Origin of the sequence: Ferdinandcohnia salidurans (assembly GCF_042680725.1) — a bacterium.
Taxonomy (GTDB): Bacteria; Bacillota; Bacilli; order Bacillales; family Bacillaceae_L; genus Ferdinandcohnia; species Ferdinandcohnia salidurans.
In genome coordinates this window covers 47590-71672 of record NZ_JBHUEK010000034.1, presented here as the reverse complement: position 1 = coordinate 71672, position 24083 = coordinate 47590, and the positions used below count along the sequence as shown (strand labels likewise).

The following is a 24083-nucleotide window of genomic DNA, read 5'->3' as shown; positions in this document are numbered from 1 at the left end:
CTATTAAAAATTTTCTGACTACAGTAAAAGAATAATGAAAGAGTTTAGTCTTTAATATGACGATAAAGATTTTAGGTCTATAGTAGGAGGGTTGTAGAATCGGGTTATCATACGAAAGACGGGTTTAAGTATATTCACACTTAAAGACTATTTTCAGACTTGTCTCACTTTTGCGAAATCAATACAATGAAGTAGATTTATAGATATTACCGTTTCTAATTTAAAAGGGAGAGGGGTTATGTTTTTGGCGAGGAAAAGGAAGGTAACATTGTTAATGCTTTGTGTTTTGTTAACGCTTGGAAGTTTATTTCAAGGAACACCACTATTTTTAGAAACAGTAAGTGCAGCTTCTACATCAAGTACGATATCAGTAAAGAATGGTAGTTTTGAAGAGCCTATAGTCGATGGCAAAATCACTGGCTGGACATCATTATTTCAGACAGGAGATGGATTTACGTTTGAAGTATCAAAAGAACAAAGTGCAGTAGGAGAAAATAGTCTACATCTATCAGATACGATTAGGGGACAATCAGTAGGCCTGCTAAGTGATCCGATTGCAGTTAAACCTGGTGATTCGTATACAGGAACAACTATGTTGTATTTAAAGGCTGATAGTACGGCAAGCTTCCGGATTCAATTTTATGATGAAAATAATAATCAAATTAAAACAGAAGAGTATGTAACACATAGTGAAACATCTAAGGGATTTCCCGCAGAGGAGTGGTCCAATGTTGTAACGCCTACTGCCGTTGCACCTGGAGGAGCAAAATTTGCTAGAGTTGTAGTTTTTACTACAAGTTATGCAATCGCTCAAGCTTATTATGATGACATAAAGGTGGTACATACACCGAATCAAGGAGACGGTGATGAACCACATACCCCAGACCCATTAAAGAATGGTAGTTTTGAAGATCCTGTAGTCGACGGCACAATCACGGGCTGGACATCTATGTTCAAATCTGGAGATGGACACAATTATGCTGTAACGAATGAACAAAGTGCGACCGGAGAATACAGCCTTTATCTTTCAGATGAGTTTAGAGATAAATCAGTTGGTTTATTAAGTGACTCAGTTGAAGTTAAACCAGGGGATTTATATACCGGTACCGCTATGTTGTTCATGAAAGCAGATAGTACAGCTAGTATTCGTATAGAGTTTTATGATGAAAAGAATAGTAAGATTCAAACTACCGAGTATGTAACACATAGTGAAACCTCAAAAGGCTTTCCAATCGAGCAATGGACAAAGGTCTCTACACCATCTGCTCCTGCACCAAGTAATGCGAAATATGCAAAAGTAGTCGTTTATACAACAAGCTATGCGATTGCACAGGCATATTTTGATGATGTAGCAATTGAAGGAGAAATAGTATTAGAACCAATCGGAAAAGATGTGCGAAATCCAAGTTTTGAAAAGCCTTTGTACAATGGGAACATTCAATACTGGGAATCATTATTTAATGTTGGATCTGATTTTTATTATGAATTGAATAACGAAATAAGTGCTTCAGGTGATTATAGTCTGAAGATATATGACCAGGTAAGAAACGGGTCAGTAGCTTTAATTAGTGATTATGTTTCTGTTACTCCTGGAGATACGTACACAGGTTCCAGCAAGTTGTATCTCAAAGATGGTGGTACAGCAAGTATTGATATTCGTTTCTATAGTGAAGATGATGTTCGCATTGATGTAGGTGCAACTGAAATGCATTATGCATCTGGAAAAGACGTTCCGGTAGACGAATGGAGCGATATTTATACCAGAGAGGTAGTTGCTCCGGCTGAAGCAGCTTATGCACGAATGGTTTTATATTCCACATCGTATCAAATTGCTGAAGCTTATTATGATGATGTTACGATACTACATGAGGCAGATCAATCACCAGCAAATCTCTCGATATCAGCTCCTACACAAATTGCTGAAGGTGAGACTTTTACAGTAACGCTAGATGCTTCAAAAGTAAAAGAGCTTCATCATATTGAAGGGTATGTCTACTATGACCGCGAAAATCTACAATTTTTAAGCTATGAACCACTTGGGGATTTTGCAACAGAATCTGCATCAGTAAATGTCGAGGAATCTAACGGAAGATTGAGCGTTGAGGCTTCTACAAATCTGGAGCAACCTGTGAAATCGGACTCAAGCATTGTTCAGTTACAATTCAAAGCGGGTACTGAGTCCGGGCAAGCTTGGACAGTCTTAAGTAAAGAGACAGTTATGAATAATGAATTTCAGCTAGAACGGGATCAAACGTCATTGATTACAATTGGCGAAATACATGAAAAACTTGGAAACTTGTCTTTTAGTCAGCCAGAAAATCTCCAACCGCCGATTGCTGATACAATTGGTTTGTTTGATGGAAGAACTGGTGTAGAAGACGGTGTTAATGTCATGTATACAACCGTTAAAGGAATTCCACCTGTATTCCATGTAATCAATATTGATGAGCACAAACTTATCCGTAGCTTACCTATGGAAGGTGCAGGAGATGTTTGGAGCCATACGGTTGTACCGAACGGGGACGTATATGTGGCTGCAGGTGGACAGTTGTGGGTGTATTCTCCTGTCACAAAGGATATTAAAAAGGTCTACACACACAGTACTGAGAATGTTTTTTGGGCACTTGAGCATGATGAAGAGGGCAATGTATATATTGCTACAGGTCCACTAGGGAAAATTATTAAGTATGATCCACCTACTCAAACAGCACATGATTATGGTCGATTAATGGGTCATATAAGCCAAGAATATGTCCGTTCGATTGATTATAGCAATGGATATGTGTATGGCGGAACATCCCTTGGAGAGATTTATAAACTCGATGTGAAAACAGGCGAGAAGGTTGAAATTGCTTCTCCTTTGAATGAAGTAGGATATGTATATGATTTAGATATTGTTGATGACAGACTGTTAATTGCACGTTTTGAAACTTCACAAACAAGGTATGTATATAATTTAGAGACGGAAAAATGGGAAGATGTTAAAATTGAAAACAGTAGTTCTGGTCTCCATCTGCCGAAAACATCTCTTGATGGAAAAATTTATATGCCGGTTAACGGGAAAATTGCTTCCTTTGATGTGAATACATTTGAGTTAGTTGAAATTGTAGATTTTGGAACAGGATTTAGAGGGGTAGATTGGGTAGAATCACCGGACCCTGAACTTCCGGGTGTAAGTTTGGTTACAATGAATTTTGCTGGGAGCTATATCTTTTTTAATCCAGCTACTGGAAAAATTAAAACCATTTCTAATTTCTTGCCACCATCTCCTTCAATCACTCACGTATTTAAGAAGGGAACAAACGGAAAGGTTTATATTACAGGTATGCAGGCCTCAAAGGCAGCTGAATATGATGTGTTTACGAAAGAATTGAAGCTTTTCCCAATGGGGCAAGCTGGAGCTGTCATTCCGTTTCAAGACAAAGTCTACTTCGGAGTTTATCCGGGAGGCGCTTTTGAGGAATATATCCCAGCAAGCGGTGATAATCCTAAGAAACTATTTAATATTGGAGAAGCACAAGACCGTCCTATCAGCGGAATTGATGTCGAAGGAAAAATCTATTTGGGATCGATTCCTGACTATGGAGAACTCGGTGGGGCATTAATGGTCTATGACCCTGCTGGTGAAAATCCAAATGAATCCTATAAAGTGCACCGTAATATCGTTGAAAATCAAAGTATCATTTCTTTAGCACATAAAGACGGAAAAATTTATGGTTCTACTAGTATTAATGGGGGATTAAGTTCTGAAACAACGGCAACTGAAGCTAAAATCTTCGTATGGGATATCAAAAATGAAAAGAAACTCAAAGAAATTTCTTTAGATATTCCTGGACTTTATAGTCCTCCTGCAATTGGTGGACTTTCTATTGGTCCTGATGGGTTATTATGGGGAGCTGTAAATGGAATTGTGTTTGCACTGGATCCTGAATCACTTGCTTTAATAAAGTATAAAAATCTATTTCCATCTGATGGTTCTTGGGGTCAATGGGGCGCTTATAATGTCGAATGGCATCAAGATATTCTTTACATGCAGCTTGGTCGCCGATTAGTAGCAATTGATCCAATCACCCTTGATTTTCATTACTTTGAGGATTCTGAAGCATTCACGATAGGTGAAGATGGACATCTATATTATTCACCACGTTCTAATAGAACATTGATGTATAAGGTAAGCATTACTGATAAAACACATCCAGGACAATTACATCTTAATGCTCCGTTAAATATTGATCAAGGTGACATATTCGAGATAGAGCTCTACGCCAATCAGGTAAATCAACTTGATAAAGTGATAGCTCAACTTAATTATAATGCTAAAGACATAAAGTTCATTCAGGCAAAAGGAACTGGTGCATTTAGTGAAAAGGGTACAACATTTAAAGTGGCAAGGGAATCTGGAAAGGTAAAGATTTCTGCTACATTGCCTACAGGAAAGTCACTCGAAGAAGATGGCAAAATTGCTGTACTTCGATTCAAAGCAAACAAAAATATAGAAACAACTAGTATTTCTATTCTGGAAAAATCTAAGGTTTCTTCCTTAAATAGCAAAGATTTCTTAAATATTGGAGAGAGCCAAACAATTACGGTGAGAGTTTTACCGTAACATGAAAAAAAGGACTACATTTCCCATTAAAATGTAGTCCTTCTCTTTATTTCTTCCCAAACGTTTCTTTCATTCGTAACACAGGGTCATCTTCAATTGAATCATCCCATTGTAGTACTTGTCCGTATGAGAGTAATTCATTCTTTAATTGTTCATAAGAGATGCCTTGTACAGTTGTATTATTTTTATGAGCTAAAGCGGCTGCAGCTCCTGCTGATTGTCCTAAAATCATGAACACTGGCTCCATCCGTATGGAACCATAGGCAATATGTGAACTTGATAAACAAACAGGAACGAGTAAGTTTGTGCACTCTTCTGCTTTTGGGCGAATTGAACGATAGGAGATTGGATAAGGTGATATCGGCACTTCAACATCACCTTCATTGTAAACACGTCCATCAATAACTAATCTTCTAACATGATGAGAATCCATTTGATAGGAAGCTAGTCCAATTGAGTCTTCTACCTTACGATCTCCCAAACAATTGTGGTCTGTCATCACATAATCCGCTATCATTCTTCTTGCTTCACGAATATATAACTGATGAGGCCAATGCCCAGTTTCTTCAAACTCATCTCGAGCTAATCCCCATTGGGAGACCTCGTCCCGAATCGCTTTTGGAACTTGTTCATCATTGGCTAAGAAATAGAGCATGCCGAGATTGTATGTAAAGTGATCTTGAAAGATTCTTTCACGTGTTTCGAAATCTCCTTCAGGCCATCCATAATTCATTCCAATGTTATCCGTAGAGAACCCGCCGTAGTTATTTAAGTCCGTTTTTCCATTAGGTAACAAGGTATGTAGATTCATTGCATCCCAGACACCCGCATTGATATAACGAACTAATAACGCGTAGCGCTCTCGGTCATAGGAGGGAGGCTTTGGAAATGGCACATGATTATCAAGGTTTTTGGTTAAGCATATTCGAAAATTATAGGCTTGAATTCGCGTGTCACCCTGACCTTGATAGCCTAGAGTTTCATGAGTGGTTTCGGTAATACCAGGCAATACTCCACTTGATGGGTCACCTTCAACTACATACGGATCAATCCACTTTTCAAACTGATGGTGGGGATGTCCAAATTGGATTCCATTATATCTCTCTTTGTAAGTGGCATTCGATTCTCTACCTACAAAGTAAGTAACACCTGCTTTGGCCATTACGTCACCCTCATAGCTAGTATCAATGAAAAAGTTGCCTATATATGAAGTTCCATCTTCCATAATTAACTCTGTTATCCTGTTATTCTCTTTTTTAACATCGATTACATGCTGATTATAAACAACTTCAATATCGTTTTCCTTGAGCCATTTCTCAAATACATATTTAGCTGCCTTCGGTTCAAAGGTCCACTGTTCGTTTTTATTGTAATAACTTCCTAATTCCTGAAAAAATTCTCTCGATAAACCACCAATTGCCTCTTTTGCACCAATATCAGAGGCTCCTAAACCACTTGCTGTAATTCCGCCAACATGTCTACCAAATTCAGCAATGACAACAGAAAGTCCCATTCGTTTAGCCTGAATGGCCGCTGTAATTCCAGCGGGGGTTGCACCATAGATAATTAAATCTCTCGTGATTGTCTTTGGTTCACTAACTTTCGGGGTAGGTACATAATAATATAACTGATTGAAATCCATTTTGTTATCCTCCTTAGATGGAAAATTCCTACTATTTCTTCAAACTTACTTAAAGTGTAAAAGAATAGTAGGAATAATCAAGACTTTTAACGGACTTTAAATCTAGATATAAAATGTATCTGCATATTTGCCCACGAAAAAAAGAGTGTCCATTGATAGACCCTCTTAAACATACTGATAATTTTAGTGATGAATAAAACTCTTTTTCTTGCTTTTAATTTTAATTAGGGCTCTGTTGCTACACCAAGTAATCGCAACGGCTAGTACACTTCCAGTAAACAATGGGATTATTCCAGGAATTAAGTTTATTATAATTCCAAGTAGCATACATGCTGTGAAAATGAGAATAGTTTCTACCACAGAACTAGCTCCAATTAGGAATGATTGTTTAATATATTGAAAGAATTTCATTTTAAATTGTGTGTATATAGGAAAGAAATAGAGTAACGTTAGTAAATAACAAATTGCTAAAAACAAAAGGATTGGAAACAGCAACTGTAGCTTGTCCACATTCTTATATACAAACATAAAGTCATACACTAATACATAGCCAATCACGATAAAGAATAGGCCAAACTTGTTAAGTGAGATAAATTCTCTTCTAAAGGTTTTCCAAAATGAATGAAAGATACGATCAACTGGTTCGTTTTGCAGCCATTTTTGAACAATTGCAAACATGGCACCTGTCGCAGGGAATAAACCAAATACGCCTAATCCAACAATCGTAAAGCCAATCCACAGTAAATTTACATAAGCCACTTTTACCATCCATATCGCATAATTATTAAATTTTTCCCAGCCACCCAATATATGCCACCTCATTATGATAAAAATATGTACATGGATTTAATTAAAGACACTTAATAGACTTGTCACCTAATAAATTTCAAATAAAATAGAAAGTAAGTCAGAAAGATTAGTTGTATTATAACATGATTCAAACTGTTAGCGATTACATTTTTTGCAGAAGGATAAGAGGTTGTCTCCTATAAAATGTTAGTCGAAAGTGAATGTAAAAAAATGAGGTGAATGAAATGGTTGAATACCGTTTACTAGAAGAAGGCGATTTTCAACAGGCAATTGAGTTGGCGGATAAGGTGTTTCGTAAAGAAGGTCACGTATCTATGGGGGTTGCGTTTCCACAAGTTTTCTCACATGCCTTTCATCAATCCTATGGTGCCTTTATAGATGGGACATTAGTTTCTTTTATCGGATTGGTCCCATCTGTACTTCATATAGAAGGAGCCGAAGTTCAAGCTTATTCAATTGGTGCGGTTTGCACCGAGCCAGAATATAGGAAAAGAGGATTAGCCAATACACTTTTACAAATGATTTTTGATCATGTCAACAAATCAGGTGCTTCCATTCTCTTTATTTCAGGAGATTTACCACTCTACATCAAACAAGGTTGTACATTTTATGGCAAGCTGAATCAATATAAGCTTCATCAAAATGACTTAAAACCGGAGAAGGCTTATCATGTTCGTGAGCTTCAGCCAACAGACTGGTTTCAAATGAGAAAACTAAGTCATCGTCGAACCATACGATATGAACAAAGTATATTTGAAATGGCTCAACTAAATGATTCAGCGGGCTTCGCTAGTATATTCAAAATGAAGCACAAGGTTCTTGTCGCTGAAGAGAACAAGGAAGTAAAAGCATTTTTAATTTTCGGAGTACCTTACCAGGAACAAGAAAATGTGGAATCTAGAATTATCGAGTGGGGAGGGGACCCCATAGCCATAGTGAGTTTGCTTAAAGAAGCATTTACATACGGGATTAATTCCTTAATATTTAATATACCTACTTATGAAAAAGAGTTGATACAAAAGCTTGATGACCCATTACTGGAAAAAGTAGAACAACCATTTCCAGGAACAATCAGGATTATGAATCTTGAGTTACTCTTGCAGCAGCTTGCCCCATATTTTAAAAATAAGCTTCAGATTTCAAATGTAGATGATAACAATAAAAGCCTCACTTATGCGAAGGAATCTATTACGATCAGTAATCGGGACCTGGAAGAGTTGATCTTAAAAGGAAACAAAGATTTAGATTCATCAATACAGGAACTATTTCCGATTCCATTTCCATTTCCACAAGGTTTGAATTATGTGTGATCGCTATTTAATTGTAAGGGTACTAAATTAATTCCAATTTTTTATTAAAGACAGTTTATAGACTTGTCACAATATTACAAACGAACTAGAATAAGGTTAGTAAAAGTATTTGAAATTGCAGAATTTTTTTAACATCTAATGTATAGGCTTTCAATTATGTGTGTTTTCAGACAAATAGTTTAGGTAAAGGGGGGATCGCTAAAAGATATAATGGTAGGTTTTTAGTCTTACAAATTTTATTTTTGAACTAATAGGGGGTAATTCGTAGATGAAAAAGAAACGTTTTTCGTTCATGGCACTTTTGCTTTCAGGTAGCTTACTTTTCTCAGCTTGTAGTAATGACTCAAGTACAGAGCCTAAAAAAGAAGATGGAAAAGTTGATGGTGAAATCACAGTATGGGTACATCCATATACAGGTGATGCTACAAAAGAAGAGGAAATGTGGAAAGAAATCACTGCTAATTACAACAAAGAGTTTCCAGATGTAGAGGTAAATATAGAAACAATCCCATGGGCAAACCGAGACCAAAAAGTACTAACGGCTTTAGCAGCAAACAATGGGCCGGATGTATTCTATGCCATTCCTGACCAAATGCCACAATATGCAGATGTGGGAATGCTTCTAGAATTAGACCCATACTTAGAAGAATCTGATCTTGAAGGGTTTGTTGATACTGCATTAGTATCTACTACTTGGAAAGACAAGAAGTATGGATTACCAATCCTGCAAGAAGCTTATACATTCATTTATAATCTAGATGTCGTTAAAGCAATTGGTGAAGATCCAGCAAACCTTCCAAAAACATGGGAAGAATTTGAAGCATGGGCAGCAAAAGCAAAAGAAAAAGGTTTCTATGGATTAAACTATTTAGGAGGAGGTTCCATGAACGGAACAATCTATCCTTGGGTTTGGCAAGCTGGTGGAGATGTTGTAACAGATGAGAATGAAGTGTTAATCAATAGCCCTGAGAGTGTGAAAGCATTCGAGATGGTTAATAATTTGTATCAAAAAGGATATATTCCAGAAGATTCTATTACAGCAACCACACAAGATGAATTATGGTTCGCCGGAAAAATAATGGCACAACTTGGATCTGGAATAAGTATTACGATGATGGAAAAAGAAGGTAAATTCGATTTCGCTATTGCTCCACCTTTAACAGGTGAAAAGCAATTAACATATGGTACGACAGGAATGTTCGTTGTGCCTTCAAACAGTGATAATCCTGATGCAGCAGCAGAGTTTGTAAAATCTGTTACGAATGCTGAAAACCAACGTATTTTCAATACCGTTACTCAGTATATCCCAACACAAGAAGAGGCAAAAGATATCTTTGATTCTAACCAATATATGAGTCAACTTGCAACATATACACAATTTGCATTACCTGGTGTTATTCATCCAAAAGGGCGTGCAATCATGCCATTTATTCAAGCTGAAATACAAACAATGATGGCAGGAGAAAAAACTCCTCAAGAAGCAGCAGATGCAGCAGCTGAAGCAATTGAAGCTGAATTAGCTAAGCCGTAAACAAATAGCTTCTTACGAAAAGAGAGTTTTATTCCTAGGTGAATAAGACTCTCTATTTATTAAAAGGTCCTTTGTTTACAAAAACTTTTGTTAATTAATAAAGAAATAAGGTGATAGCTTGGAAAAGGTCATAGAAACTCATAACAAGGTACCTCTAGAAACTCTAAAAAAGGTCAAGCCTCCTTTAAAAAACAGGATAAAAGATGAAATGCGAAAAAATGGAATTGTATATATTGTACTGGCTCCAGTCTTAATTCATTTTTTGATATTTCAGGTCATTCCATTTGTTTATAGCTTCGTATTAACGTTTCTTAATTATCGAATTATTGGTACTTCTGAGTTTGTTGGATTACGAAACTGGAAGCAATTATTTGATGATCCGATTGCTTTAAAATCAATTTGGAACACTGTTTTATTTTCCTTCTATTATATAGTCCCTACAATGGCACTAGGTTTGATTTTAGCGCTTGTCATAAAATCAGGAATTCGTTTTACGAAAATTTTTAAAGGGATATTTTTCCTACCTGTTGTAACATCATTCGTTGTTGTGGCGGGGATATGGGAATGGTTGTTTTCAGGAACGGAAGCAGGATTTATCAACTACCTTCTAAGCTTTATAGGTGTTGATGCCCAATTATTTTTATCTGATTCTTCACAAGCCCTAATTGTATTGGCTGGTTTGAGTATTTTCAAAGTATCTGGAAGTACAATGATTTATTATTTTGCAGGGCTACAATCCATTCCAAAAGATATGTATGAAGCCGCAAAAATCGATGGTGCTTCACCTTTAAAATCCTTTTGGTTAATTACTTTCCCATTATTAAAACCGATTCATTTCTATGTGTTAATCATTACGACAATTGGTTCTTTCCAAATCTTTGATTCTGCATTCCTATTAACAAACGGAGGACCAAATTTCTCGACAAGTACCATTGTTTTTTATCTTTATCAAATAGGATTCACGAATTTGAACTTTAGCTACGCAGCCGTTTTATCTTACGTATTATTCGCGATAATCTTAATCATATCGCTTATCCAGAGAAAATATTTTGGTAAAGATCAAGGGATCTATTAATAGTTGAGAGTTGTAAGGGAGATGAACGAACTTGTTTACTAAAATAATAAAATATATTGTCACGATCTTCTTGGGGTTTTGCTTTCTCCTTCCATTTTTGATCATGGTGTTAAGTTCATTTAAAGAAACGACATTCGCAGCAATGGACCCATTGTTTTGGATTCCTAGTGATCCGTCGATCAATAACTTTACGTACCTCTTTCGGAATGATAACTTCTTACGATGGATTATGAACTCTGTTGTTGTAACTGTTATCCCTGTATTTTCGCAAATGTTTTTTGCAGGGTTATTAGGCTATATATTTGCAAGAAAGCAATTCTTTGGAAGGGAATTTATATTCTGGACATTCATGGCTGTCATCATGATTCCATCGCAATTGCTAATCATTCCAAAATTTATCATGTTTTCAAAGTTTGGGTGGATTAATGAATATCAAGCATTGATAGTTCCTGAGCTTTGGGCAATTATGGGTGTATTTTTAGTACGTCAATTTATGCAGGGCATTCCTATGGAATTAGATGAAGCAGCAAGGATGGACGGAGCAAACGATTTTCATGTGTTTCGAAAAATATATATGCCATTAGCATTTCCATCCATTGCTACTGTTGGAACGTTCGCATTTGTAAGTAACTGGAACGATTTATTCCAACCACTTATTTATATGACAAATGAAAAAATGTATCCAATCACGGTTGGTTTAGCTTCTACGTTAAATAAGGAAGGGAACTTTGGAATTGAGATGGCAGGGTCGACTATCTCATTTATCCCGACGTTTCTAATCTTCTTGTTCTTCCAGAAGTATTTTACAGAAGGTATTCAGCTATCAGGACTTAAATAATCTGCTTTAGGTTTATAGGAGAGGTTCGATATGAAGGATATAAAAATAGGAATGATCGGGCTAGATACCTCACATGCATCTGTTTTTACAAAGTTACTAAATGATCCGGCCAACCCCTTTTATATAGAGGCTGCTAAGGTGACTGTAGCCTGTCCGGTCGGATCGTCTGATTTTGTGTTGAGTTATTCTCGTATAGAGGGGATAACAAAGGAAGTGGAACAGTGTGGTGTTCAATTGGTTACAACGATTGAGGAAGTAGCAGAGACATGTGATGCAATCCTATTAGAGTCTGTTGATGGTCGAGTTCATCTAGAACAGGTGAAGAAACTTGTAGGCTATCAAAAGCCACTATTTGTTGACAAACCATTGTGTCTATCTTCTTCTGAGGCTATAGAAATGGTGAAGCTTACTGAACAATATGGTACTCCAATCATGAGTTCATCTGCATTACGATTTGCAGAAGAGGTAAGAATGGCCCTTGCAATCCAAGATAAAGGAAAAATCATTGGAGCCGATTGTTTCGGACCCATGGATATGGTCGAAACTCAACCGGGGTATTTTTGGTACGGGATCCATACGATTGAGATGCTTTATGCCATTTTAGGCTGTGGGGCGCAGCATGTTACTTCTGTATCTACTGTGGATTCTGATTTGATTGTTTCACAATGGGAGGATGGGCGAATAGGTACAGCAAGAGGGAGTAGGAGAGGAAATGGTGAATTCGGTGCGATCATACATTTTGAAAAAGGCACTCATTATGTATCGATTTCTGCTTCCTCGAAACCCTTTTATCTTAGTTTATTAGAAGAAATTGTTCTCTTTTTTAAAAATGGCCAATCCAGCGTTCCCCTACATGAAACGCTAGAAATCATTCGCTTTATTGAAGCAGCCAATGAAAGTAAAGATACAGGAAAACGGGTGTATGTATAGTGAAAGATTCGATTACTATCGCAAAATAAAACAGCGGGTAAACCATTTTACCCGCCATTTTATTTTAGGCATTGTTCTTTATTCGTTTTCATCAATGATAAAGCTAAGCCTATAAATCCGTCTTGGTCTTCCTTTGTAGGTGATTTTTTCTTCGCCTACTATATCTACCAAGTTAGCATCCATCCATTTTAAAAGAATGCGATGGGCACTTCTTGTTGTAATGTTCAATGTGTCAGCTAACTCTTGAGCTGTATAATCAAATTTTTTATGACGTGCTACCCTTGCCATAAGCTTTGTCATATAGGCAGCAGACATTCCTGCTTTTTCTGCCTTTTGCAGCAGTTCTGCATCTGTAATGGATAGGTCATATTTTTCATATTGAGTATCGGTGATCATATCAACAGGACCAATTACACTTTGGTCTTCACGAACGATGTAACAAACATTTCCACCTAATTCTTTTGATTGTCGGAGTGCTAGTCTTGCGTGGTTACCAGCTTCAGCGGCCGTGAGACCAAAGCCAACACCAATGCTGATGGATACACCTAGCTCTGTTTTAATCGAATTGAGTAAGGGGATGAATTTATACCCGCGTGTTTCTCTTTCGAAAATACCACGTGTGGTGATAAACGAAAATTCCTCCCCACCTGAATTAATCAAATGTCCATCAAGGAGCTTTGTGTAATTTAACATGATTTGTTGGAATTTTAACTTAAATAATTGTACTTCATGTTCTGATGGGTATTTTTCTGTAGCTTTATCAAACTTGTCAATATCAATGATCCCAAAAACGATTTGAGATTCTTTATGTTTACGAGCTTCCGTTGCAAGTAATGCACGTTCGAGGGAAACAATTAAGTCCTGATAAGTGGGTGTTACCCATTCATACGGAATAGATAATTCCGAAAGCTTTTGTGCGATTTCCTGAACCCCAGTAATGGCAATGGAGCCATATTTCTGATAGTTGTCTTGATGAAACTGAACAATTTCCCCGGAACAATCAGGTTGACTAGAATTGGGATAGGATGTACATACATAGTTCGTTTCGTCTAATTCATATAGGATTCGGCGAATATATTTTTCTTCAACCGTATCAATCGAGAAATGTTTAGTATCGTATTGATTATTAATCAGGAATAAAGACCGATAAAGCCCAGTTCCCATTATGGGAACGTAATGCGCTGGTATCGAAAAATTGTTAAGCTGCTTGGCTTTTAAATAAGTTGGAAATTCGGTAAATAAAAGAACTTCCACTTTATTGATCAAAGTTGTCATAACCTCCGGTTCAATAGAAGAGGGGGTTGAATGTAGAAATATTGGCTGAAAATTAGGGAATGCTTCAAGCGCTTTCATTATTTCTTTTTCCAGTGCTTCAGGACTAACAATGCCAATAATAATTTCAGTACCATGGTCTGATAATTGGTTTGTTTTCATCATTTCATCTCCAGTTAAAAGACATATTAAAGAAATGTCTCTTAATAATCTTATTACTAGATTAAGAGGAATTTTTCGAAATGTCAATCAATAATGAGTGTTTATTAAAAGACCTTTAAGTGACTTGTCTTTTAATAAAGCCAAAGATAAAATAAAGGTAATTCAGAATTATCAAATGCTTTTATGCGTTAGAGCAGGCAAAAAATTAGTTACTAGGAGGATTTAAATGGAAACGATTGCAGAATTAGAGGAGTTTATGTCTACACCTAGCAAAGAATTAGTAAAGGATCTCCAACGACTGGACGGAGATATTATGATTTTAGGTGTTAGTGGAAAAATGGGACCGACGTTAGCGAAATTAGCAAAAAGAGCTGTAGAGCAGTCAGGTCAGTCTAAAAAAGTGATTGGTGTTGCAAGATTCTCAGATGAGAGTTTAATAGATGAATTAGAAGCGTGTGGAATTGAAACAATTAAGGCTGACTTTTTGAAGGAAGAAGAACTTCAAAACCTACCAAATGTAAAGAATATTATCTTTATGGCAGGTACGAAATTCGGAACAGTTGGAAATGAGCATCGGACATGGGCCATGAACGCTTATCTTCCAGGACGTGTCGCAGAGAAGTTTAAAGATTCACGAATTGTGTCTTTTTCAACAGGTAATGTGTATCCACTCACATCTGTTTTAAGCAATGGTTGTACAGAGGATGTGACACCTAATCCCGTTGGTGAATATGCACAATCCTGTTTAGGTCGAGAACGAGTTTTAACTTATTTTTCACATAAGAACCAAACACCAATTGTTCACTTTCGCTTAAACTATGCGATTGACCTACGATATGGCGTATTGCTTGAAATTGCAAAATCAGTACACCAAGGGAAGCCAATCGATTTAACGATGGGAAATGTGAATGTGATCTGGCAGGGGGATGCAAATGAATATGCGATTCGATCCTTGTTACACACAAATTACCCACCAAAAGTTATTAATGTAACAGGACCTGAAACATTGTCAGTCAGATGGCTTGCAAAGGAATTTGGTAAACGAATGGATAAGGAACCGGTATATGTGAATAGTGAAAGCCCAACTGCATTATTAAATAATGCATCTCAAGCACATAAATTATTTGGTTATCCAAAAGTTACCGTACAACAAATGATTGATATGATTGCTGACTGGGTTGTTGGTGACGGTCATACGATCAATAAACCTACTCACTTCCAAGAAAGAGAAGGTGCATTTTAATGTTAAAAGAGGCTGTTAAGAAAAAGCTTCATGAAGGTACTGTAATACCAGCTCATCCACTAGCATTAACTGAAGATAGACAACTTGATGAAGCAGGGCAACGCGCCTTAACACGCTACTATATCGATGCAGGTGTAGGTGGTATCGCAGTAGGAGTCCATACAACACAGTTTGAAATTCGAGACCCTGAGTTTAATCTTTATGAACGAGTACTAACAATCGCCATTGAAGAAACGAAACGTGCCAATGTCCCTGATGATTTTATTAAAGTGGCAGGAATTTGTGGACCTACTGAGCAGGCACTTAAAGAGGCAGCATTTAGTAAAGAGGTCGGCTATGACTTAGGGCTTTTGAGTATGGGTGGCTTGAACCATTTATCCGAGGATGAATTAATTGAGCGTGCTGAAAAAGTAGCAGGGGTTATTCCAGTATTCGGTTTTTATTTACAACCTGCAGTAGGTGGACGTATTTTCTCGTATGAATTTTGGGAACGCTTTGCTTCCATTCCAAATGTATACGCGATAAAAATAGCGCCATTTGATCGATATTGTTCAATTGACGTTGTTCGCGCGGTTTGCCATTCACCTCGCAATGAGGAAATCGCACTTTACACGGGTAATGATGATAACATCATAAATGATTTGTTAACAGCCTTTGATTTCACAATTGGAGACAAGAAGGTAGAAAAGAGAATTGTCGGCGGTTTGCTGGGACATTGGTCTGTCTGGACAAAAACAGTCGTTGACACATTTGAGGAAATTAAAGTAGTAAGGGCTCAAAAATCAGTACCAAATGGGTTATTAACACTTGGTCAACAAATCACAGATGCGAATGCCGCAATATTTGATTCACGTAATAGCTTTAAGGGCAGTATAGCTGGCATTAATGAGATCTTAGCTAGACAAGGACTTCTTCAAGGAAATTGGTGTTTAGTTGATCGTGAAGTTTTAAGTCCTGGTCAAGCAGAAGAGTTAGACCGTATTTATACGAGCTACCCACACCTAAATGATGATGAATTTGTTAAAGCGAATTTATCTAAGTGGCTGTCTAAATAATTGACGGAAGAAGGATTTCAAATGAAAAGAATTGTAGCCAACAACAAGAAAGTTGAAATCATTGAAGATGAAGTACCAAGCATAGAAGGAAAGCCTTCCTATATCTTAGTTAAAACATTATATTCAGTCATTTCACCAGGAACTGAACTATCGTTGCTAGCCATTAGTGAAAAAAGACAGGTTCATCTTGGATACAGTGCAATGGGCGAGGTTGTTGAATGTGGTAGTGGCATCACCGATGTGAAAAAAGGGGATCTAGTTGCTAGTTACGGTGCACCATATGTTCATCATGATGAATATCTGCTAGTTCCTAAAACCTTGTATGCTAAAGTTCCCGATACTGTTGATCCGAAAGAAGCAGCTCTAGGTGGACTTGGTGCGATTGCCATTCATGCCCTTCGGATTGCGAATCTTCAATTTGGTGAAACAGTCGTAATCGTAGGCTTAGGAGTTTTAGGGCAATTAATTGCCAAAATAGCCAATGCAGCAGCCTATAATGTGATCACGTATGATCTTCACGAAAGTCGAGTCGAAATGCTGAAGGAAGATAATATTAAATCATTTGCGACCGTTGAAGAGATGGAAGAAGCCATTCGGATTGATACGAAATCCCGTGGAGCAGATGCCGTATTACTATGTGCAGGTGGAAAGCGCTCTCCACTTACTCATGAATGTTTGAAATGGATTCGTACCAAAGGCAAAGCAGTCATCGTAGGTGATATTGAACCTGACTTTCCAAGAGACTTAATGTTTGGTAAAGAAGCTCAGTTACTTATTTCTCGAGCTGGAGGTCCTGGAAGATACGACAGTGTGTACGAGAAGGAAGCAATTGATTATCCTTATGAATATGTTCGCTGGACAGAAGGAAGAAACCTTGAAGAATATATTCGACTCGTTAAAGATAAACGCATTGATGTCAGACCGTTTATTTCGGAAGTTGTTGAATTTATAGATGCACCTCAAGAATTTGAAAAACTGTTAAACAAAGAATCTACAACTCTTACAAAAATCATTCACTTCACGTAATACGTAAAATTATGCCATAAAGCGAAAGGATTTTGATTTCAAATGATGTGTAACCACTTTTACTTACATGGAAATGTTGTTACGGATAAGAGAATTGATAAAAATATGATCATTGAAATCAAAGATGGAAAAATCATTTTCGTTGGCCAGAAAAACATAGAGGATCTGCCCTACTACCAAGTGGAAGGGTGGATCTGTCCTGGTTTTATCGATACACATATACACGGTCTAAATGGTCAAGATTTTATGGATCGTACAAAGGAAGGTTTTTATCGCATTCAAAATGGGCTCCCATCCTTTGGTGTGACAAGTTTCTTGTCAACATCAAGGGCAGCCACATTAGAAGATATTAAAACCTTCCTTTTATTAAGTAAACAAATAGTCTCCGAAAAACATAGTGGTGCTCAGCTTTTGGGTGTCCATCTAGAAGGACCTTGGATTAATCAGAAATTTAAGGGTGCACAAAAAGCAGAATACATACTAGATCCTGTTATTGAAGAAGTACAATCGATCCTTCAAATGGCAGGTGATGCGATACGAATCGTAACATTGGCACCTGAGCTTCCAAACGCTACCGATGTCATTAAATTATTAAAGGGAAAAAATATTGCCATTTCTGCCGGACATACAGATGCCTCATACGAGGAAATGGAAATGGCGATAAAATACGGCCTATCCAGAGTTACTCATTGTTTTAATGGAATGGGTCCGTTTACACATCGTAATTTAACAGCCGCGTTTGCAGCACTTGATTTACAAGAATTACACTGTGAACTTATCGCAGATGGCTTTCACGTCCATTCAAAAATAATTGAACTCCTTTACAAAATGAAAGGGGTGGATCAGATTACATTAATTTCGGATTGCACCGGAACTAACCAATTACTAGATGGGTGTCATCAAATCGGTGGGAAGACAATCTATAAAATTGGTGGAAAAGTATCATTAGCGAACGGAAGCCTAGCGGGAAGCTCTTTAACACTGGACAAGGCAGTTCAATATATCATTGAGAATTCTCGTATTCCCATTGAAGAAGCCGTGCAAATGGCTAGCTATAATCCAGCAATTGTCTGTGGAGTTAGTGACCGTAAAGGCAGAATTGCGGTTGGATATGATGCAGATCTCGTCATTTTATCAAATGATTTAGAAGTAGCAAGCACAATGATTGATGGAAATTTTGTTTATCAACGTTAAAAAGTATTTTTCTTGAGATAGATAAAGAACTGTTACGACAAAATCGAAAAGAGGTATCACATATGCATATTCATTTATTAGGTGAAACAAATTCAATTTTAAAAGGATTAGATTTATTAACCGATGATCTGGGAATTGAATTGAATGAAAAGGGTTACCCGATAACCGTTATTCAACGGGAAGGTCCGATCAAAGTTAGCAATAAGGATGGAAAAGGTGAAATTTATTATCAGGAAAAAATTCACTTCTATCGTGCAATGGGTGTGTGGTTAGAGAATTATCAGAAGAGTGGTGAATTTGAGATAACTGAACAGCAACATTTTCAAACAAGTGGTGTCATGCTGGATGTATCTAGAAATGCCGTTCTAAAAGTAGATGAAGTTCAAGCATTTCTTAGAAAGCTCTCCATTATGGGATTAAACGTTGTCATGCTCTATACAGAGGATACGTATGAAGTACCAGATTATCCGTATTTCGGGTATATGCGTGGTCGATACACAGAAGATGAACTAAAGACTTGCGATCAATATGCAGATGCCCTAGGGATTGAGATGATACCTTGTATCCAAACTCTCGCTCATTTAACAATGGCCTTAAAATGGGGGTATGCGAAGGAAATTAGAGACACAACTGACATTTTATTAGTAGGCGAGTCAAAAACTTACCAGTTTATTGAAAGTATGATTCGAGCTGCTTCGAAACCATTTAAATCCAATCGCATTCATATTGGAATGGATGAAGCACATCAGCTTGGGCTTGGTCGCTATTTAGATTTAAACGGATATGAAAATCGTTTTGAGATTATGAATAAACATTTAGAACAAGTCGTTTCGATTGCGGAGCGTCATGGGCTAAAACCAATGATCTGGAGTGATATGTATTTCCGCTTAGGTTCAAAACATGGCGAATATTACGATGAAAATGTACATATTCCAGAAGAAGCGATTTCTTCCATCCCAAAAAATGTGGAACTCGTATATTGGGATTATTATCATGCCGATGAAGAGTTTTATCGGACTTATATTCAGAAGCATAAAGAGTTAGGAAGAGATACTCTTTTTGCTGGGGGAGCCTGGACATGGAATGGGATTTCTCCAAACTATGGGCGTGCATTTGCAACGTCAGAAGCTGCTTTATCAGCTTGTAAAAAGGATGGATTACAAGAAGTTTTTACGACATTATGGGGTGATAATGGAGGGGAAACTCCACTTACAACCGCATTACCAGTTATTCAGCTATATGCGGAACATACCTATCATCAAACAGTAACAAAGGAGCATTTAGCCCAGCGTTTCCATTTCTGCACGGGAAACCATTTAGAAGATTTCCTTACCCTCAATCAATTAGATGAAACGCCGGGTGTAATGGAAAATAATCTGAATTCCTCAAATGCTTCTAAATTTTTATTATGGCAGGATCTTCTTATTGGTTTATTTGATGAAAATATCCGTGGACTTGAAATGAATGCACATTATCAAAAGATAATTCCTCAACTAAGCGCGGCTAAGGATAGAAACCCTAATACATCGTTACTTTTCGAATTCTATGAAAAGCTTGCAAGTGTACTTAGTATTAAGTCGGAAATGGGGATTCATTTAAAAACAGCTTATGACAATTGTGATAAAGAAACGATGAAACTTCTTTTAACCGAGTTACAAGAATTGACGAGAGAAATAAGTCTTCTCCATAGCAAGCATAGAGAAGTTTGGTTTTCGCTATATAAACCTTTTGGCTGGGAAATAATTGAATTCCGCTACGGGGGATTACTTGCCAGAATGGAAACATCTAAACTTCGAATTTCACATTGGCTTGAAGGTTCAATCGAGAGAATTGAAGAATTAGAGGAAAAAAGATTAGTTCATGATGGTCCAAACGGGATACCAGAAGGTTCGTTAGGTAATCATTTCTACCATCGAATTGCTACGGCGGGCAATTTTAATTGGTAATATTGTACGGTTCATTAGGAGGGAAGACATATGCCGATTATTCAGTTTCCAAAAGGGATGAAATGGGGAACTGCGACTGCTGCTTATCAGGTTGAAGGCGCTGCTTTTGAAGATGGGCGAGGGTTATCCATTTGGGATACCTTTTCCCATACACCCGGAAAAGTAAAGAATAACGATAATGGTGATGTCGCATGTAATAGTTATCATCGTTATGAAGAAGATATCGAACTATTGGATGACTTAGGTACAAACGTGTATCGCTTTTCTGTTTCATGGCCAAGGATTTATCCGAATGGTCAAGGAGCATTAAATCAAAAAGGATTGGACTATTACCATAAGCTAGTAAACTCTTTAGTGGATAAAGGAATTGAGCCAATGTTAACTCTTTATCATTGGGACCTGCCCCAAGCGCTACAGGATCTTGGCGGATGGGCAGACAGGAATACCATTGATGCATTTAGCCAATACGCTGAAACTATTTTTAAGGAATTCAATGGGAAGGTGAAATATTGGCAGACGATAAATGAGCCGTTATGTGCTGCCTTTTTATCGAATTATCGAGGCATTCATGCACCGGGTTATCAAGATCTACAACTTGCAATTGATGTTTCCCACCATTTGCTCCTAGCACATGGAAATGCTGTTAAAATCTTTCGAGAATTAGGGACTGAAGGTCAAATTGGTACGGCAACAAATACCACTTGGAGAGACCCCTTTAGTAATCGGATGGAAGATATTGAAGCTTGTAGAAGAGAGATTGGTCATAATATCGATTGGTTTTTAGATCCTATCTTTAATGGTGAATATCCACACTATTTAGTGGATTGGTTTAAAAAGAAAGGTGCACATCTTCATATTGAAGACGGAGACATGGAAGTTATTCAACAGCCTATTGATTTTATAGGAGTAAACTATTATTCCGGTAATGTGGCTCGATATAAGGAAAATGAAGGATTACTAGATATCGAGAATATTGAAATCGATTATAACCACACTCATATCGGCTGGCCCATCTATGCAGACGGTTTTAATAAAGTGTTTCATTATCTTGCTGAGCGCTATGGTAATATTCCGCTCTTTATTACGGAAAATGGAGCTTGTTGTGTGGATGATCTTGTCGATGGAAAAGTGAATGACCAAGACCGGATTCACTATTATAAACAACATCTAACGGCTGTTAGTCGAGCGATTGATTCAGGTATCCCGATCATCGGTTATCTAGCATGGTCTTTATTAGATAATTTTGAATGGGCTGATGGGTATGGAAAACGATTTGGTTTAGTGTATATAGACTTTCAATCACAAGATCGGATCAAGAAGGAAAGCTACCACTGGTACAAAGAAGTCATCGCAAATGGAAGCATGGAAATTTAAATAATCTTATTAAGCAACTTTCGGAAATTGAGAAAAGAGGTTGATTGTATGCAGAACGTATTATTGATAGGTGCCGGAACAATGGGTATGGTACATGCAAGTGCCTATTATGCGATGAAAGATGTCAAGGTCGTTGGAATTGTAGATATCAGAAAAGAGCAGGCTGAGAAAATCATTGGTGAAAATGATACAAAGATTTTTCAAACGTTAGAAGAAGCGGTAGGTAACTTCGAACGTATAGATGTGATCGATATATGTGCTCCAACTTTTCTGCATAAAGAATATGTGATAAAAGCGGCGGATCTAGGTATTGATGTGATTTGTGAAAAACCATTAGCATATTCCCTTCAGGACGCTCAGGAAATGATTGAGTACTGTATGAAAAAAGATGTGAAATTATTTGTCGGGCATGTGGTTCGTTTCTTCCCACAATATTCAAAAGCAAAAGAGCTTGTTAAACAAGGATCCATTGGGGATATTGGGATTGTTCGTACAAGAAGAGGCGGTAATTTTCCATTGGGATGGAGTGATTGGTATGCAGACCAATCCAAAAGTGGCGGTGTGATACTGGATTTAATCATTCACGATTTTGATTTTCTGCGTTGGACTTTTGGTGAAGTGGATCGAGTATTTGCGAAAAGCATTTCTGATAAAGGACTGGACCATCTCGATTACGCGATTGTGACCTTAGTCTTTAAATCGGGTGTTATTGCCCATGTGGAAGGTACGTGGGCTCATCAAACTTTTTCTTCTCAATTTGAATTCGCCGGAAAAACTGGAATCATCGAATATGATAGTTTAAAAGAAGAGCCTGTTTTACTTTCGATCAGACAATCGAACGAGGAACAAAACGGTGTTGAGGTACCTCAAAGTCCTATGAAAAAGTCACCGTATCATATAGAACTAGAGCATTTCTTATCTTGTTTGAAAACGAATGACACACCAATTGTTACAGCAGAAGATGCGTATAAAGCCATGGAAATATCAGTTGCTGCCCTCGAATCTTTAAAAACAGGTGTACCTGTATCACTAGGTCCGAAGGGGGAGAACTGATATGAAGATTGGAATCATAAGCTTTGCTCATATGCATGCCCATAGTTATGCATCCGTCATCAAAAATATGGAAGGTGTCACATTAGCTGGTATATCCGATGAGGATAAAGAAAGAGGAATAAAGAATTCTGAACTTTACGATACAGTTTATTATCAAACTTATCATGATTTACTTGAATCTGATGTTGATGCTGTCATTGTAACATCTGAAAACTATCTCCATCACCAACATGTACTTGCTGCAGCTAAAGCAGGAAAACATGTCTTATGTGAAAAGCCGTTAGCTACCAATCTAAGAGATATTGAAGAAATGATAAGCGTTTGTGAACAACATCAAGTTTTGTTAGGTACAGCTTTTCCTGTTCGATTTAACACTCCCATTCAACATGCTAAAAAAGTAATTGAAGAAGGTGCACTGGGAGAAATTTTAGCCATTAAGGGAACAAACAGGGGAACCAATCCTGGAGGCTGGTTTATTGATAAGGAGAAGTCTGGTGGTGGAGCCGTTCTTGATCATACAGTTCATGTAGTCGATATCATGAGATGGTTTACAGGAGCAGAAGTGAAAGAAGTTTACGCAGAAATCGGCAATGTATATATTGATCATCCGATTGATGATTGTGGTATTCTCACAATGGAATTTACAAATGGTATGTTTGCCACACTCGATTGCAGCTGGTCAAGAAACAGCTCTTATCCAACGTGGGGCGATGTAACAATGGAATTTATCGGAACAAATGGTACCTTAAAGATTGACGCGTTCTCACAAAAAATGGATTATTATTCAAATCACGAAGGGGTCAAATGGATTGGCTGGGGCGATGATATGGACGCCGGTCTGATTGAGGATTTTGTTGCAAGTGTAAAAGTTGGTAGACCCCCCCTAGCATCAGGCCATTCAGGGTTAAAAGCAGTAGAGGTAGCTCTAGCAGCCTATCAATCTTCTGAAAAGAGAGTACCTGTAAAACTAAAGGGGATTTGAGGTAATTCTGAATCTAAGAGCTCGAATCATATCG

At 37.5% G+C, this 24083-nt stretch carries 17 protein-coding genes; 14 read left to right on the top strand and 3 right to left on the bottom strand.

Going from position 1 to position 24083, the window contains the following annotated elements; all coding sequences use genetic code 11:
- The first annotated feature begins 244 nt into the window (after positions 1-244).
- On the top strand, positions 245-4606 hold the full coding sequence (locus ACFSFW_RS22695; RefSeq protein WP_388041670.1) for a cohesin domain-containing protein: 4362 nt from the start codon (positions 245-247) through the stop codon (positions 4604-4606).
- Between the two features lie 46 nt (positions 4607-4652).
- On the opposite strand, the gene ACFSFW_RS22690 is transcribed toward ACFSFW_RS22695, so the two are convergent.
- Together ACFSFW_RS22690 and ACFSFW_RS22685 are read right to left on the bottom strand one after the other, a co-directional pair.
- Complete coding sequence (locus ACFSFW_RS22690) at positions 4653-6248, bottom strand: FAD-dependent oxidoreductase (RefSeq protein ID WP_388041667.1); 1596 nt, start codon at positions 6246-6248, stop codon at positions 4653-4655.
- A 183-nt stretch (positions 6249-6431) separates the two neighbouring features.
- Positions 6432-7055 carry a YesL family protein gene (locus ACFSFW_RS22685; RefSeq protein ID WP_388041665.1) on the bottom strand — a complete coding sequence of 208 codons (624 nt, stop codon included), beginning with the start codon at positions 7053-7055 and terminating at the stop codon, positions 6432-6434.
- A 227-nt stretch (positions 7056-7282) separates the two neighbouring features.
- On the opposite strand from ACFSFW_RS22685, the gene ACFSFW_RS22680 reads away from it, so the two are divergent.
- The 5 genes from ACFSFW_RS22680 to ACFSFW_RS22660 all read left to right on the top strand — a co-directional run bounded on the left by ACFSFW_RS22680 (position 7283) and on the right by ACFSFW_RS22660 (position 12742).
- Positions 7283-8368, top strand: a complete 1086-nt coding sequence (locus ACFSFW_RS22680; RefSeq protein WP_388041662.1) for a GNAT family N-acetyltransferase — start codon at positions 7283-7285, stop codon at positions 8366-8368.
- A 268-nt stretch (positions 8369-8636) separates the two neighbouring features.
- On the top strand, positions 8637-9899 hold the full coding sequence (locus ACFSFW_RS22675; RefSeq protein ID WP_304214299.1) for a sugar ABC transporter substrate-binding protein: 1263 nt from the start codon (positions 8637-8639) through the stop codon (positions 9897-9899).
- Between the two features lie 208 nt (positions 9900-10107).
- Positions 10108-10974: a carbohydrate ABC transporter permease gene (locus ACFSFW_RS22670; protein WP_304214298.1), complete on the top strand. Its 867-nt coding sequence runs from the start codon at positions 10108-10110 to the stop codon at positions 10972-10974.
- Between the two features lie 31 nt (positions 10975-11005).
- Positions 11006-11812 (top strand): carbohydrate ABC transporter permease, encoded by an 807-nt coding sequence (locus tag ACFSFW_RS22665; RefSeq protein WP_388041658.1) that lies wholly within the window; start codon positions 11006-11008, stop codon positions 11810-11812.
- A gap of 30 nt (positions 11813-11842) precedes the next feature.
- Positions 11843-12742, top strand: coding sequence for a Gfo/Idh/MocA family protein (locus tag ACFSFW_RS22660; protein ID WP_388041655.1), 900 nt, complete (start codon positions 11843-11845; stop codon positions 12740-12742).
- 78 nt (positions 12743-12820) lie between these two features.
- Here ACFSFW_RS22660 and ACFSFW_RS22655 read toward each other — a convergent pair whose 3' ends face one another.
- Entirely contained in the window at positions 12821-14176 is a 1356-nt protein-coding gene (locus ACFSFW_RS22655) for a helix-turn-helix domain-containing protein (protein ID WP_388041652.1), read from the bottom strand.
- A gap of 226 nt (positions 14177-14402) precedes the next feature.
- Here ACFSFW_RS22655 and ACFSFW_RS22650 point away from each other — a divergent pair, with 226 nt between their 5' ends.
- From ACFSFW_RS22650 to ACFSFW_RS22615, 8 genes are all read left to right on the top strand, one after another.
- Positions 14403-15419 carry an NAD-dependent epimerase/dehydratase family protein gene (locus ACFSFW_RS22650; RefSeq protein WP_388041650.1) on the top strand — a complete coding sequence of 339 codons (1017 nt, stop codon included), beginning with the start codon at positions 14403-14405 and terminating at the stop codon, positions 15417-15419.
- Positions 15419-16474: a dihydrodipicolinate synthase family protein gene (locus tag ACFSFW_RS22645; protein ID WP_388041647.1), complete on the top strand. Its 1056-nt coding sequence runs from the start codon at positions 15419-15421 to the stop codon at positions 16472-16474. The genes ACFSFW_RS22650 and ACFSFW_RS22645 overlap by 1 nt, the downstream gene beginning before the upstream one ends.
- 21 nt (positions 16475-16495) lie before the next feature.
- Positions 16496-17500, top strand: coding sequence for a zinc-dependent alcohol dehydrogenase (locus ACFSFW_RS22640; protein WP_388041644.1), 1005 nt, complete (start codon positions 16496-16498; stop codon positions 17498-17500).
- A 42-nt stretch (positions 17501-17542) separates the two neighbouring features.
- Positions 17543-18694, top strand: a complete 1152-nt coding sequence (gene nagA, locus ACFSFW_RS22635) for an N-acetylglucosamine-6-phosphate deacetylase (RefSeq protein WP_304214286.1) — start codon at positions 17543-17545, stop codon at positions 18692-18694.
- A gap of 62 nt (positions 18695-18756) precedes the next feature.
- A complete protein-coding gene (locus ACFSFW_RS22630; RefSeq protein ID WP_388041641.1) occupies positions 18757-20640 on the top strand; it encodes a beta-N-acetylhexosaminidase in 1884 nt (627 codons plus the stop codon).
- A 30-nt stretch (positions 20641-20670) separates the two neighbouring features.
- Positions 20671-22014, top strand: a complete 1344-nt coding sequence (locus ACFSFW_RS22625; protein ID WP_388041638.1) for a GH1 family beta-glucosidase — start codon at positions 20671-20673, stop codon at positions 22012-22014.
- 48 nt (positions 22015-22062) lie between these two features.
- The gene (locus ACFSFW_RS22620) at positions 22063-23067 is read left to right on the top strand and encodes a Gfo/Idh/MocA family protein (RefSeq protein ID WP_388041636.1); all 1005 of its coding nucleotides are present in this window, start codon (positions 22063-22065) and stop codon (positions 23065-23067) included.
- A 1-nt stretch (position 23068) separates the two neighbouring features.
- Complete coding sequence (locus ACFSFW_RS22615) at positions 23069-24049, top strand: Gfo/Idh/MocA family protein (protein ID WP_388041633.1); 981 nt, start codon at positions 23069-23071, stop codon at positions 24047-24049.
- Positions 24050-24083: the final 34 nt, after the last annotated feature.

Excerpts from the sequence above, each read along its gene's own strand:
- ACFSFW_RS22660 (WP_388041655.1), top strand. The coding sequence starts at position 11,843 with ATGAAGGATATAAAAATAGGAATGATCGGGCTAGATACCTCACATGCA.
- ACFSFW_RS22630 (WP_388041641.1), top strand. The coding sequence starts at position 18,757 with ATGCATATTCATTTATTAGGTGAAACAAATTCAATTTTAAAAGGATTA.
- ACFSFW_RS22650 (WP_388041650.1), top strand. The coding sequence starts at position 14,403 with ATGGAAACGATTGCAGAATTAGAGGAGTTTATGTCTACACCTAGCAAA.
- ACFSFW_RS22690 (WP_388041667.1), bottom strand. The coding sequence starts at position 6,248 with ATGGATTTCAATCAGTTATATTATTATGTACCTACCCCGAAAGTTAGT.
- ACFSFW_RS22640 (WP_388041644.1), top strand. The coding sequence starts at position 16,496 with ATGAAAAGAATTGTAGCCAACAACAAGAAAGTTGAAATCATTGAAGAT.
- ACFSFW_RS22615 (WP_388041633.1), top strand. The coding sequence starts at position 23,069 with ATGAAGATTGGAATCATAAGCTTTGCTCATATGCATGCCCATAGTTAT.
- ACFSFW_RS22680 (WP_388041662.1), top strand. The coding sequence starts at position 7,283 with ATGGTTGAATACCGTTTACTAGAAGAAGGCGATTTTCAACAGGCAATT.
- ACFSFW_RS22625 (WP_388041638.1), top strand. The coding sequence starts at position 20,671 with ATGCCGATTATTCAGTTTCCAAAAGGGATGAAATGGGGAACTGCGACT.
- ACFSFW_RS22675 (WP_304214299.1), top strand. The coding sequence starts at position 8,637 with ATGAAAAAGAAACGTTTTTCGTTCATGGCACTTTTGCTTTCAGGTAGC.
- ACFSFW_RS22620 (WP_388041636.1), top strand. The coding sequence starts at position 22,063 with ATGCAGAACGTATTATTGATAGGTGCCGGAACAATGGGTATGGTACAT.
- ACFSFW_RS22670 (WP_304214298.1), top strand. The coding sequence starts at position 10,108 with ATGCGAAAAAATGGAATTGTATATATTGTACTGGCTCCAGTCTTAATT.
- ACFSFW_RS22645 (WP_388041647.1), top strand. The coding sequence starts at position 15,419 with ATGTTAAAAGAGGCTGTTAAGAAAAAGCTTCATGAAGGTACTGTAATA.
- ACFSFW_RS22655 (WP_388041652.1), bottom strand. The coding sequence starts at position 14,176 with ATGAAAACAAACCAATTATCAGACCATGGTACTGAAATTATTATTGGC.
- nagA (WP_304214286.1), top strand. The coding sequence starts at position 17,543 with ATGATGTGTAACCACTTTTACTTACATGGAAATGTTGTTACGGATAAG.